The 13,326-nt window shown below is 59.5% G+C and carries 8 protein-coding genes; 5 read left to right on the top strand and 3 right to left on the bottom strand.

All coding sequences use genetic code 11. The annotated features are described in order from the left end of the window. Window positions 1-172: 172 nt before the first annotated feature. Complete coding sequence (locus Pan189_RS01210; RefSeq protein WP_310820914.1) at window positions 173-3,703, top strand: tetratricopeptide repeat protein; 3,531 nt, start codon at window positions 173-175, stop codon at window positions 3,701-3,703. Between the two features lie 40 nt (window positions 3,704-3,743). On the opposite strand, the gene mutM is transcribed toward Pan189_RS01210, so the two are convergent. Continuing rightward, window positions 3,744-4,574, bottom strand: coding sequence for a DNA-formamidopyrimidine glycosylase (mutM, locus tag Pan189_RS01205; RefSeq protein WP_145362151.1), 831 nt, complete (start codon window positions 4,572-4,574; stop codon window positions 3,744-3,746). 411 nt (window positions 4,575-4,985) lie between these two features. On the opposite strand from mutM, the gene Pan189_RS01200 reads away from it, so the two are divergent. Together Pan189_RS01200 and Pan189_RS01195 are read left to right on the top strand one after the other, a co-directional pair. Continuing rightward, window positions 4,986-6,875 (top strand): DUF1598 domain-containing protein, encoded by a 1,890-nt coding sequence (locus Pan189_RS01200; RefSeq protein ID WP_145362150.1) that lies wholly within the window; start codon window positions 4,986-4,988, stop codon window positions 6,873-6,875. A 229-nt stretch (window positions 6,876-7,104) separates the two neighbouring features. Next, on the top strand, window positions 7,105-7,896 hold the full coding sequence (locus Pan189_RS01195; protein ID WP_145362149.1) for a phosphoadenylyl-sulfate reductase: 792 nt from the start codon (window positions 7,105-7,107) through the stop codon (window positions 7,894-7,896). Window positions 7,897-7,902: 6 nt separating this feature from the next. Here Pan189_RS01195 and Pan189_RS01190 read toward each other — a convergent pair whose 3' ends face one another. Then, on the bottom strand, window positions 7,903-8,475 hold the full coding sequence (locus Pan189_RS01190; RefSeq protein WP_145362148.1) for a DUF421 domain-containing protein: 573 nt from the start codon (window positions 8,473-8,475) through the stop codon (window positions 7,903-7,905). A 193-nt stretch (window positions 8,476-8,668) separates the two neighbouring features. Further along, window positions 8,669-9,076: a hypothetical protein gene (locus tag Pan189_RS01185; protein ID WP_145362147.1), complete on the bottom strand. Its 408-nt coding sequence runs from the start codon at window positions 9,074-9,076 to the stop codon at window positions 8,669-8,671. A 381-nt stretch (window positions 9,077-9,457) separates the two neighbouring features. Here Pan189_RS01185 and lepB (Pan189_RS01180) point away from each other — a divergent pair, with 381 nt between their 5' ends. Further along, window positions 9,458-11,239, top strand: coding sequence for a signal peptidase I (lepB, locus tag Pan189_RS01180; RefSeq protein ID WP_145362146.1), 1,782 nt, complete (start codon window positions 9,458-9,460; stop codon window positions 11,237-11,239). A gap of 136 nt (window positions 11,240-11,375) precedes the next feature. Then, window positions 11,376-13,325, top strand: coding sequence for a signal peptidase I (lepB, locus tag Pan189_RS01175; protein WP_310820913.1), 1,950 nt, complete (start codon window positions 11,376-11,378; stop codon window positions 13,323-13,325). Window position 13,326 lies beyond the last annotated feature (1 nt).

Here is a 13,326-nt window from a genome sequence, read left to right as displayed (position 1 = left end):
GCGGAAGAGACCGGCGCGTGCGGACAGACACGCACTCGCTCTCGGGTCTTCAATGTCGTCGCGATGTCGGCCTGCGCAATCAGACTCGCATCGACTCTCCTACTTCACGGTGAATCCTATGGTGCCCCCGGCTTCATCCTCGCGATTGATTGCCGCCGCAACGCTCTGCCTAATGCTCTTCCCAGCGGGCTCTGCCTTGGGCAACGACGCGAGCCCCGTCCGCTGCCTCTATCTTCGCAGTGATGTGCAGCGAAACGGGGAAAAGATTCTGGAGCAGGAACTGTGGCGGCAGGCCCTTCTGATGGCGGCTCGACACGAGTTCGGCTTATGGACGCGCGACGAAGCGATTCTGGAAACGCCGGACGATGCCGACTCGGATTTGGTACTGGAACTCGACCTGCGATTCTCCAGACCCGTGCCAAAAGAAGTGATCGTTGAGCTGTTCGAGGGGAAGGCTCCGGACGTCCCGCGACCAAATCAAACGAGCCCGCCGGGCACTCCCGAACCGGTTTATCGCACCGAGTTCAGTCGGCGAGAACGCGATCTCGCCGCGCAGGTCGACTTTGCCGAACGCTTCGCACGGGAGCAGGCCGTTCAACTATTAACGGCACAGGGCTTGGTTTCGATCGAATCGACAGAGAAACCCGGTGAGGCGGCAGCGGAGCCGGACGCCAACCTTTCAAAATTGCAATTCTCTTGGAATTCGTTTCATCAATACGCCCTCGTGCGAGAACTGCACGGGCTGATTAAAGAACATGGCGCTGACCCGCAGCTTTTCGGACGCCTCGGCAGATCCTACGCGATTCTCGGAATGCTGGCGGAGGGGTATCTGGGCATTCACAGCGATCCCCTTTATGCGAGGGCCTTAATTTACGCCCAGCGCGGGGTCCGCCTGTCCGGGTCGAGTGCCGCGTCACTGGCCGACCGGGCCTTTGTGTATGCGCTAGTCGGGCTTCCTGCGCAGGCACTTGAAGACATCGAAGCGGCCGAGTCGGCTTCCGACAGCCTTCCCGCATGGGTGCGATCGGTCAAGCAGTATTGCTTGGGAAATCGCCGCGATCTCATCGAGCACAGTTACTCTGACCAAGATGCAAAATCGGTCGGCGCGGCGCTGGCGGTCCGGGATGCCTCAATGGTCCTGCATCGCAACGAGATTTTAAACACAATTGCCTTCTTGAAGGCTCATCAACCGTCATCCACAGTGCCTCATTATCAGCTTTATACGCAGTATGGTCTCGGCACGCAAAGTCGGGGAGTCCGAGAGGCATCCGGCAATGTGGCCGAATGGCTTTACAAACCGCTCGGCACCGTCGCCGGCTTGCCGGAAGACTGCAAGCCCCTGCCGCTCGAGCAGATCGCGATCGAACCAGAGTTTAATTTTCCGCTCGCGGAAGTAAATGAGAATCGAACGCCGGAGGAGGACGAGCGCAAACGGCTGATCGACCAATTGATCCGCTATCAGGATGCAAAACTTGACAACCAGGAGCCGAGCCTCGGTTTTCTCGGCCGAATTCTGTCCGACGAATCGATGCGACTTTCGTTGGAGACGATCATCCTGCAACGCAATGTTTACGGTGTGAACTGCGACGATGAGATCGAACGGCTGCTGAAATACGAGTCGGCCCACCGGCTGCATGAATCTCTTAATTTATTTCGCTACGACTACGACGAGGGCCGCAAGTCCGCAACGAAAGTCTATAACGCGCTGCAGAACGGGATGATTCAGCCGTCACAATATCAAATCACACAACAGTTTATTACGGGCCGCACCAATGTGCGACAATACAATTCACGTCACCACGCGGCTGTGAATTGGAGTCTTGATGACACGCTGCCCGACCAGCTCTCGAACTTAAGAGTTCGGACGTGGGATCTGCGTAACCAGATTAGAATTACGACGACGATCTCAAAGCTCGCCCCGCACTCTTCGGTTTCCGCGAGCCTGATGATCCAGTACGCCATCCCCGGCGTGGCCGATAAGTTGGACGAGTACGAGGCCGATTTTTCCGACGACCCCGCCGTATTGAAACAACTCGGCGATTACCACTGCGACTTCGCAAGGTTGGAAGAGGCGACCCGCTGCTGGGAGAAGTCGATATCGATCTCCCCCAATTATGAAATCCTCGATAAGCACGCCCCGCTGGCGGGGCTTCTGGCTTGGGACGAGGCGGCAACCCGTGAGGCCTTCCAGCGAGGACTGGCGTGGCCGAACTCGGGCCTTACGCATTCGAGTATCAACGCGATCATTGCATCCACTCTATTGAGGGAAGGAAACTACGAGGCTGCGATCCCGTATGCCCGCAAGGCTGCGGATTCTTATTCTTATAACGGCCTCTACGTTCTATCGAGGGCTTACGAGCAGGCAGGCGACATCAGTGAGGCGAGAGACTATATGGAGAAAATCCGGGACCGCTATGACCGCAAGGATGATTATTTCTGCTGGAGTATTCGCTATGGCGGTCCGGAGTTCGAACAGGCATGGCAACAGTACCGCCCGACCGTCGAAGCCGATGCCCAGAAGAATGACTACGGCTCCGTAACGGGTGCCGCGATGAGATATTACGCGAATGACGAACTCGACAAGGCAGCCGAATTATTTGAGAAGCGGTTCGAATTTCCGAATTCTGAGGACGGAGGATTTCGTATTTACCTCGCCTGCATCTACGATCGGCTCGGCGATACGGAACGTCGCGACTTTCATATTGAGCAGTGCCTCAACACGTACATCCCCGATCATATGCTCTTTCGCGCGCAAGCGAGGCTGATGAAGGAATTGATCGCCGACCCTTACGACGTTGATCGAGAAGCGATCATGGATCGCTTGTTTAATCTGGCGATGAACAACGGCTCGGCTTCTGTGGGAGCGTTTGCGATCGGTACGATCCTTAAAAATCGTGGCAACAAGGACGATGCGGCCTATTTCTTCGAGATCGCTTCTTCAGCTCCCGGTTTCGATATCCGCTGTCGACTTGCGGGAGCACGACTCAACGAGATGGGTATCGAGCTCCCGCCGATCGTGGGCAATGAAAACGGTTCGCTGCAATATCTCAGCCGGACCGGTTTCGCGGAGGCCCGCAGGCGCTTTCAGGCCGGCAAGATTCGTCAGGCGACCGAGTGGCTCGACATTCTTCTCGATAAGAATCCCGACCACTGGCACGCCCGGTACATGCGAATGAAATGCCGACAACGGATTGAACCGCGCGACCACGCCTTGGAAGATATTGCCTATCTTGAAAAACAAACTCCGAACGAACCGATCTTACTGCTTCACCGCGGCGACAGTTTACTCGTTGCCGGAAAGTATCAAGACGCGCTCGACGCCTATGAACGGTGCCTGAACGACCATCCGGAGTCGCTGATCGTGCCATACGTGCATGCTCGGCTCGCTGCATTGCATTCGGCGACGCCGGACGAAGCGGTAACCGACGCGGAAAAAGCGGTTTTTCATGCCGAGAAGGTCAAACTGCCGGAGACGCTTTCCTACTATCAACACCAGGTGCGTGCCGAAGCGTTTGCCCGCGCGGGGCGGTATGACGACGCGATCAAAGAACTCGACCTCGCCCATAGCCGTTGGTTGGATATCAATATTAAAAAGAAATATGCGGCGTTCCGGAAATCGGTCGAGGCCGGTGAGCCGATCGTTGAAAACCGGGCCAACCTGACATGGCATTGCATCGCGATCCCCTTTTATCCGGCGTATTGAGACGAGTGTTGGCACTTCTTTCTTACAGCCGACTGGCCGCTCACCGCTGGCATTTCGGACAATAGAATGTGGCCCGCTGTGCCTGAACGATGCGAACGATCGTGGCTTTACCACAGGAGCCGCAGGGTTGGCCCGCGCGGCCGTACACGCGGTGTTCGTTCTGGTAGCGGCCTTCGCCGTTGATCGCGTTCCGGTAGGTCCCGTCGCTGAGTGTGGAGCCCTCGTAGCGGATCGCCTCGTTGAGAATTTCGATCGCCCGCGCGGCAATACGGCCGATTTCTCTGCCAGAGAGTCCTTCGGTGCGGCGCCGCGGGTCGATCCGGGCCGCGTGCAGAATCTCGGCGGCGTACAGATTCCCGATCCCGGCGACGAGTTTCTGGTCGAGCAGGGCGACTTTGATTTCCCTCGAGCGGCCGGTCAATCGCTGCTTCCAATCAGCAGTCGACATATCCAGCGGCTCAGGACCGAGGCGATCCGGGCCGAGCGCCGCCTCGTATTCATCGGGCGTGTAAAGGCGGAGCGTGCCGAGCCCGCGACGATCCCAGAACCACAAGTCGTTCCCATCGTCCAACCGCCAGCGAATGCGCAGGTGCGAGCGATCGGGCGCGGCATCGACCAACATGAGTCCCGTCATGCGGGGTTCGATCGCAAAGCAATCGCCGGAATCGAGTTTGAGCAGAATGCGCTTCGCCCGCCGGGCGACTTCGACGATCGTTCGACCAGTCGCTCTTCGCGCAATCTGCCGCATCGACGGGGTGACGTCGATCGGTCGATAGCGGCAGCGGCATCGCTCGACACGCGTGATGACGCGTCCGGCGACATGCGGGCGGATGCCGCGGACCATCGTTTCGACTTCGGGGAGTTCAGGCATTGGGAGAGGCGAGAGTCCAGGGGCGAGAGGCGAGAGTTGAGTTGGGGGAGCTTGCCGACGTGGCGAGCGAGGGGCGGCACGATCCAAATAGGGATGAAATAGGGAAAATTAGCGGAATTCCGGTTGAGAGGCCTCCGAAGCTACGTGTTTTGTGACGGAATCGTCGAAAGTGCCGGATTTCGGGGGGTTGCGGACGTAATGTTCCACCCGTGTCGGTCCTGCCGAAGCTTCCGAGATTGTCGACATGCTGCGTGGAGTCGTCGGTAAACTGGCGAAACCAGGGAAACCGCTTGACGCTGCTCGGTCAGTGGACGATTCTGACAATACACCGCACGGTGGAGGGCGCAGTCCGGTGCACATGTGCGCCGTGATTTCGCCACCGAATTTCATGCACTCAGCGGAGCTTTCCACGTGCCATCCTCACGTTCTTCCCGTACACGATCAGCCGGCGGCGGATATGTCGCCGCGGCCGCCGTGGTTTTTGCCGTCGCCGCAGTCGCATTCTATTGGAACGCGAACGGGCGGACGGTCGCCGATTCCGACTCATCTGATTCGACTTCCGGTCAGGTCGTCGCGAATAAGCCTGCCGTGACATCTGAGGCGGACGGTGCCCCGGTCATTCCGGCTACGAAGGCTGATGCACCTGCAGAAACGGTCGTCGACGGGTCGGTCGCAATTCAAGAGGTTGCGGAAACCGCCCTCACTGAGGAAGTGGCCGAGCATTTGGTCGCCGGTGAGTATGGTCGCGCCATGGCCATCGCCGAGTCGGCTGATGTCAGCGAGCGCGAGCAACTGACCCGACAGATCGCCCAGGCGATGCTGGACGCGGGCGAGTTCCAGAACCGTCGCGCTGCCCTGCGACGACTGATCGAGCCGCAGGAAAGCCAGGACGGCACGCTGGCCGGGGGAGCTTCGGTCGCGAACTTCGCCGAACTGCTGGCGCTGATTCAGCAAAACACGGCCGGTCCGTGGATGGCGGTCGACGGGATCGGCGGTTCGATCGCTCAATACACGAACGGCGTTCATGTCGACCCGATGGGACGACTGACGACGCTGACCCGGCAGGAGCAGACCGATCGCCTGAGCAAGCTCGCCTACGAAGCCCGACAGGCCGACCTGAACGACGACATGGCAGCGTCTTCGCCGTTTCGCATCGTCTCGCTAGTTCGGCTGGAGCGTGAAGTCGCTCAGCGACTGGGCGAAGGTCGCCCTGTCCCTCAGACAATGCAGCAACTCGCCGGAATCACGTCGGTCCGCTACGTCTTCGTCGATGAAGCACGCGGCGACGTGATGCTCGGCGGACCGGCTGAAGGCTGGAAGTACGATGAGACCGGCCGGGCCATCGGGCTGGAGTCGAATCAGCCGACTCTCAAGCTGGATGACCTTGTTGTGGCGATGCGAACGTTCGCCCCGACCGGCCTCGGTGCGTTTCAGTGCCTGATCGTGCCTCGGCAGGATAATCTCGCGGCCGTCCGCGATTTCGTCGCCGAGTCGCAATCACGCGGTTCGCTTTCGAGCGGTGCAGGAACGCGGAACTTTGTCGACCGGATCGAAGAGCTGCTCGGCGAGCAGGATGTCGTGGTCAACGGCGTTCCGCTCGATTCGCGCATCGCTCAAGTGATTGTCGAAGCCGATTATCGGATGAAGCTGATCGGGATCGACGATCTCGAAGCAGGCGGCATTCCGAGCTACTTTGACCTGCTCACCGGCGAAGACGCGGCGAATGAGCCGATGAAGGCGCTGCGTTGGTGGCTGACGGTCAATTACGATTCCGTCATGCACGACGCCGGTCGATCGGTGTTCGAGTTCGTTGGTTCGGCAGTCCGCTGTCAGTCGGAAGACGAATTCATCGCCGAAGACGGCAGCCGCATTCATACGGGACAGGCGGGCGAATACAACCGGGCGTTCGCCGAGCGGTTCACGGCGCTGTACGACGCCCTGTCGGCAGAAGAACCGGTGTTCGCCGATTTACGGAACATCTTCGACCTGTCGATCGCGTCTGCCGTGATTGAGCGGGAAGGTCTCGCCGATCGAGCCGCCTGGGACCGCGGCGTGTTCGCCAACGGCGGAGCCTATGAACCGCTGACTTATGCTTCGCCCAAGACCGTGCCGTCGGCTGTCAATCATCGCGTCTACCCGGGCGGCGAAGTCGTTGTCCAGGCGGCGGGTGGTGTGCAGGGCGACGTCACGAAAATTCTGGCCGATTCATCGATCATGCAGGAATCTGGTCGACTCGCGACGATTCCCCAAGCCGCCGCGGACGACGCCCCGGCTGAGCGGTGGTGGTGGGACGTGAAATAGTTTCCTCGCTCGACTTCAAAGTCAGTTTCAAGCTGATTGCAGCCGCGCCCGGCAGGAAGTGGATCGTTTCGATGACCCGCTCCTTGCCAGTCGCGGCTGCTTTTTTGAAGCCCTAAGAGTCGGGATTGCCGTTCCCTCTCGGGACTTCGTTTTCAACTTGCGACCCTCCACCTAGAATGCGGGCCGATCTATTTCCGTTGTTTAAGTCCCGCACACTTCCGGAACCGGAATGGCCCGTCTGACGCAAGCCGACCTTCGGCAACTGAACGAGACGTTCGAAGAACGCAGCCCACAGGAATTGATCCGCTGGGCCGCGGAGATGTTCGGCGACCGATTGGCAGCGCTTTCCTCCATGCAGCGGGGAGGTAGCGCGCTGTGCCAGATGCTCTCAACACTCGATGTCAAAATTCCGGTGCTGTTTGTGGATACCGGCGTTCTGTTTCAGGAAACCTACGACACTCGCGATCGCATCATCGAGAAATACGGACTCGAGGTGCGGACGCTGATGCCGAAATGGTCGATGGAGAAACAGACACAGGAACACGGCGTGCTGTATTTGTCGGTCGAGGGCCAGCAGCAGTGCTGTCACATGCGGAAGTCAGAACCGCTGCTCGCCGTTTCCGATCAGTTCGATGCGATGATTTCGAGCCTGCGCCGCTCCGACGGCGGAAACCGCTCTCAGCTGCCGATTCTGGCTCTCGACCCGCAAACCAATTGCATTCGGATCAATCCGCTGTCGACCTTCTCGGCGGAGCAATTGAGCGAGTACATCCGCGAGAACGGCGTGATCGTCAATCCGCTGCACGCCCAAGGCTACGCGACGATCGGCTGCAATCGCTGCACGACACCGGTCATGGAGAACGAGCCGGGCCGCGCGGGGCGATGGCGGCATCTCGGGCCGTGGTCGCAATACTGCGGCATCAACCCGACCGACATGATGTCCCCCGATAAACTGTCGATCGATCTCCCACTCGATCTGGTCGATCGCATCCTCGGCCGCGAGACCGATTTCGTCATCTGATGTCGCTCAGGCATTCACCGGATCCGGTGTGGGAGATCCGTCATCGGGAATGTTCGGGATGTCGCTGAGAATATCCATCCCCTTCATATCTTCACTGCAATAATTGTCCCCATACGCGACGACGCTGAGTGTGGCATCTGTTTCCAAGACGACAGCAGCCACCTCTTCCATACATTGAGCTCCGGACCCGCGAACGGCGGAAAGGATTTCGCCTTGAGAGACACGCGTTTCGCGTTGGGCAGACTTCAAAAACTCGCCGCGATAATAAAGCAGAGTCGGTTTCGATCGAATGACCGTCTCCAGCCTTGGAGAGCGAATCAGCCCCCAAGTCACAAGCCACTGGAAGAATAGCAAAGCGCAAATCGCCGTCAGTCCGGTCACGACCGACACGTCTTTCAAGATCAACGTCGAACCGACGAGCGAGCCCATCGCGACGGTCACGATCCAGTCGAAATTGTTCATCTGTGATGTCGTGCGTTTGCCCGCGATGCGGATCATGGCCACGACGGCCAGATAGACGACCGGTGCTGTCGCGATGACAGCAATCAGTGGTTCCCAACCTCCGAACCAATTCATCATGGCATTGTGCTTGTGAAAGTGACTCTCGTTCCGGCAACCGGCTCGGCAACATTGGTCGTTAAGCGACCAACTCGTCGCTACTCAAGCCGTTGATAGCCGATATTTGTTCCGGAGAATCACTGACGCAAAGACGATGCCAACGGCCGGGGCTCCAGTTGCTTGAGGGCCGTTGGTCGCTTTCGATTTTTCGCTTCTAGTCATCCTTCTTCAGATGAAACTCGCCGTAGTAGCCTTTGAGCGATTTAAAGCGGCCGGCGATCTTGCCGTCTTTCAGACCGCCGTACCATTCGTACTTGTCTCCGTCGAGGATGGTTTCCCCCTTGAAGGCCATACCTCCGTCCTGCTCGTTGGCGCTGAAGGTTGCCGGGTAGCGAAACGGTTCGCCTTTGAATTTCCCGGTGAACTCGGCCTTCCACTTCTCGCCATCCTGTTCCAGAAACGTACAGGTCAGGGGGCCGCTGGTGCCGTACTTGAAGTTCTTCCATTGGCCCGTGTACGAGGGCTTGTCGTCAGCCGCAACGCCCACAGACACCGAGCCCGCGGAAAGGATGGCGGCGACGCAAACCGCGGCAAGAACTTCGCGGCAACAAACAATTCGCATCGGTGATTCTCCTCAGAATTCGGAACGGCCCCCCCGTCATCGTAGCAGTTCGATCCGCAGCGGCGCAGCAAATCCAAGTCGCGATTGGATTCAAAATGCCGGAATTGATCTTCTTGGGTGGCTGGGGGCGGCGCTTTCGCCGCCCCCAGAACGCAAACCCTCGAAGTCGGAACTGCTCGGAAATATTCCCGTCGGAAACGAATGTGAAGCCGCGATCACAGCGGGCGCTGTCCATCGCCACCTTCACAAGCAGCAATATCGCCAGTTGATAATCGAACGAAATGGCGAGCTGCGTGATCGTGCGGCTTCCCTGTTCCCGTGCCCCCGCCCTGTCGACTAGAATGATGATCGACGCCCGCGGCTCGCGGCCGCGCCGCATACATGGCTGTTCCGCGACCGACACATTTCTATCGCCTCTCCCCGCCCGCCGTGCCAATCAACCAACCGTCTGCAGCATCGGAAAAGATTCCGAACGGTGACACCGCCGAATCCGGCGGCACGCGGTTTCGCGCGCTGGCGGAAACGTTGGCGGGGCTGGCGATGTCGGTCGTGCTGTTTCGCGCCTTCGAGGTCGAAGGCTATATGATCTCGACGGGGTCGATGGCTCCGACACTGTACGGTTACCACAAGCGGGTCGAATGCCCTTCATGTGGACGATATTTCGCGGTCGGCGTGTCAATCGACGAGAATTCCCCAACCGGTCCGGCAATGGGGTCTGATGACAGTGACGCGAGCGACTCCGATTCGTCGTACGAAGGGGTGATCCGGCTGTCGGATCGTGATCGGGCCGACTGCCCGAACTGCGGGCAGCGTCATATCAATGCCGGGATCGTGCCACGCAATCACGGCGACCAACTTCTCGTACTGAAGAACGCTTACGATTTTCGACATCCCGCGCGGTGGGAGGTCGTCGTCTTTCGCAACCCCGGCGATCCGCAGCAGGCTTACGTAAAGCGGGTCGTCGGTCTGCCGGGCGAGTCGGTGCAGGTGCGTGACGGTGACGTCTACGTCGAAGGCAAGCTGTGTCGCAAGTCGCTCGAATCGCAACGTGGGATGCGGATCAACGTGCATGACACGTCGTTCCTGCCGTTGGGTGATCCCGACTTTCAGTCTCGCTGGACCGCCTCCCGGGGCAGCGGCTGGAGTCCCGCCGAGGGAGGCGGATACCGATTTGAGCTAGCGAAATTAGACGCCGAATCAAATGGCGAACCGACTTATCACTGGATGAGGTATCGGCATCGGATTCGCGCCGGCGGGATGCACCGGACTTCGGCCACGATTCCCAAGAGCGCCGGACCGATCGAGCCGGTCATCAGCGGGCCGCTCATGCCGTTCGACTGGAGCCCGTCGAAGCGGACGCTGACTGTCACCGGGGTGCTCTCAGCCGATTGGGCCGAGCGGATCAAATTATGGAACGGAAGCCCGATCTTTCACGCGACCGTCGACGAACTGCGCCGCAAATCGCACGAAGCCCCGATCACCGATGCTTACGCCTACAACCATGACCCCGCTGGTGTCGGGGTGCGGGACGTCCGCGATCTGATGCTCGTTGCCGATGTGACCCTCTCCCCAAAAGCGGAGATCGCCTTCGAGATCGCCGACGGTCGTGAGCATTTCCGGGTCTTGATCGATGCCGGCGACGGCCGCATGCAATTGGTTTCGACCGAGCGTCCGGGGGAAATTCTGCGGGAGACGACGCTCCGCCCAGATGATTTGACCGGGCCGATTTCGGTCGAGCTGTCGGTGATCGATCGCCAGGTACTCGTGGCACTCGACGGCCAATTGGCCCTGGAGCCGTTGACGTATGCCTCTTCCGAAGAGTACGAACCCGGTCCGTCACCGGTGCGGATCGGGGTGCGCCGCGGAGAAGTGACCATCGATCGGCTGCGACTGTTCCGCGACGTTCATTACACGGCGGGACGGGCCCGCAACGGCATCGACGAACCCTATCAGCTCGGGGACGACGAGTACTTCGTGCTCGGCGATAACAGTCCCGTGTCGCTCGACAGCCGGGCCTGGCCGGAAGGCGCCGTCGCTGGAGATTTGCTGATCGGCAAACCGTTCGTCGTGCACTTGCCATCTCGCCCGGGCACATTGAACTTTGGAAATCGAACGCTCGACGTTCGAATCCCCGACTTCAGCCGCGTAAGATTCGTACGCTGATCGCGGGGATTGATTTCAGTGGCATTGGCAACTCTCGGGTTCGTTGATCGCAGTTCCCTGAGCGATCCAATTTGCACATCGGATCGAACTTCGGTGCGCGATCGAACCTGATGCCTTTCAACGGAGTGACGACGCGATGGCCAAGGCAGCCGCACGAACGAAGTCGAAGGGCGAAAAAACGCCGAGTGCGACTCCGGCACAGAAAAAAGCCAAGCAGAAGAAATCCCGCTCTAAGGACGGGACGCGCGACACGATCGAATCGATCGTGATCGCCTTCATCTTCGCGTTCCTGGTCCGGACGTTCGAAGCTGAAGCCTTCGTGATACCGACCGGCTCGATGGCGGAAACGCTGTTCGGCCGGCACAAAGACATTGAATGTCCTGAGTGCGATTTTCACTTCGAGATCGGTGCGAGCGAGGAATTCGGCCGCAACCAGTTCGAAGGGGTCGTGATCGCACCGAAGCGGATTCAAACGGCGACCTGCCCCAACTGCCGCTATGAGTTCGACGTCAAATCGAATCCGGCGTTCCGCGGCGACCGCATTATCGTCAACAAATTCACCTACGAAGTCGGCAACCCCGATCGATGGGACGTCGTCGTCTTCAAATATCCCGAAGACCCGGAGACGAACTACATCAAACGGCTCGTCGGCCTGCCGGGCGAGACGCTCGAAATCAAGCAGGGCGATCTGTACCGCATCGGCGAAGACGGGCGGGCCGAAATCTTGCGCAAGCAGGCGTATGCCAAAGAGCAAGCGATGCGGTTTGTCGTTTATGACAATAATCTGCCCGCATCGGCACTCAGCGAAGCCGGCTATCCCGAGCGATGGTTCCCCGCCGCCAAAGACGGCGCACCGGGCAACGTGGCCGGTTGGTCGCTCGACGCCGTCGGCTGGGATGCCGACTACGAGAGCCGAACGTTCGCCCTCTCCGGCGACGCGGCAACAGGCGATAAGCCGCGTTGGCTTCGCTACCGGCATTTGCCACCCACCGAACGAGATTGGGAGCGGGTGCTTGCCGGAGAACAACCCGACCCGCAGGCGTCCCTCATTCTTGATTTCTGCGGTTACAACGCGTGGTCGTCTCGGATCAATCAGATCGACAATCAGCGGTATTGGGTCGGCGATCTGGCCGTCTCAGCCTCGTTCGACATCGCCGCGATCGGCGAAAATCCCGAAGTACTGATCGAGCTTGTCGAAGGCGAGCGGCGCTATCGCTGCCGGATCGATCCCTCCACAGGTCTGGCACGCCTGTCGTTTCTCGACGCGCTCAGCGCGGGGGACGATCCGGACGATGAGATGATGCTCGCCGAGGCCGATACGTGGCTCAAAGGCGAGGGGGCCTACGATGTCGTCTTCAGCAACACCGACGATCGGCTCCGGCTGCTCATTAACGGTTCGGAGGTGAAGTTCGGCGCAGCAGCCGAGTATCAGCCTTACGGTGCCTTAGAGGTGCAGCTACCGACAGGGAATGATCTCGCGCCGGTGGGGATCGCCGCGCGGGGGGTCGACCTGACCGTCGGCGACTTAAAAATCGACCGCGACATTTACTACCGAGGCGAATATCTCAACCCGCTGTTCGAGCGGTTCGAACAGGCCGGCGACTTCTTTTTGGAATCGGCGGTGCCCGACGAAGTCCTCAACGACGCCGTGACCGATCCCGAACGATGGGGACGGTTGTACCTCGACAATCTGCTCGCGCTGGCTCAGGCCGTGCCTCCCGAAGTCTACCGCTATGAACTGGGGCCGGATGAGTTCTTAATGCTCGGCGATAATAGCCAGCGATCAAAAGACAGCCGGTTGTGGAGCAACGTCCGCGGGGCGACGCATCGCTACGCCGTACATCGGTCGGCACTTGTCGGCAAAGCGTTCTTCTTCCTGTGGCCCCACGGCTTGCCGATCGGAAACGAGACCGAGGACGGCGTCCCGCAAGGTTGGGCGATCCCCGGCTTGGAGGGGTTCTGCTATCACAAAGTCGTCAAGCGCGGCCCTGACGGCCGCGATTACGTCACGATCGACGAAGACTACCAGCAGTTCGGAGTGCCGTTTATTCCGAACTTCGCCCGGATCTTCCGGCCCATTCGGTAGC

Source organism: Stratiformator vulcanicus (genome assembly GCF_007744515.1).
Lineage (GTDB): Bacteria > Planctomycetota > Planctomycetia > Planctomycetales > Planctomycetaceae > Stratiformator > Stratiformator vulcanicus.
This window is presented reverse-complemented; position numbering and strand designations above follow the sequence as displayed.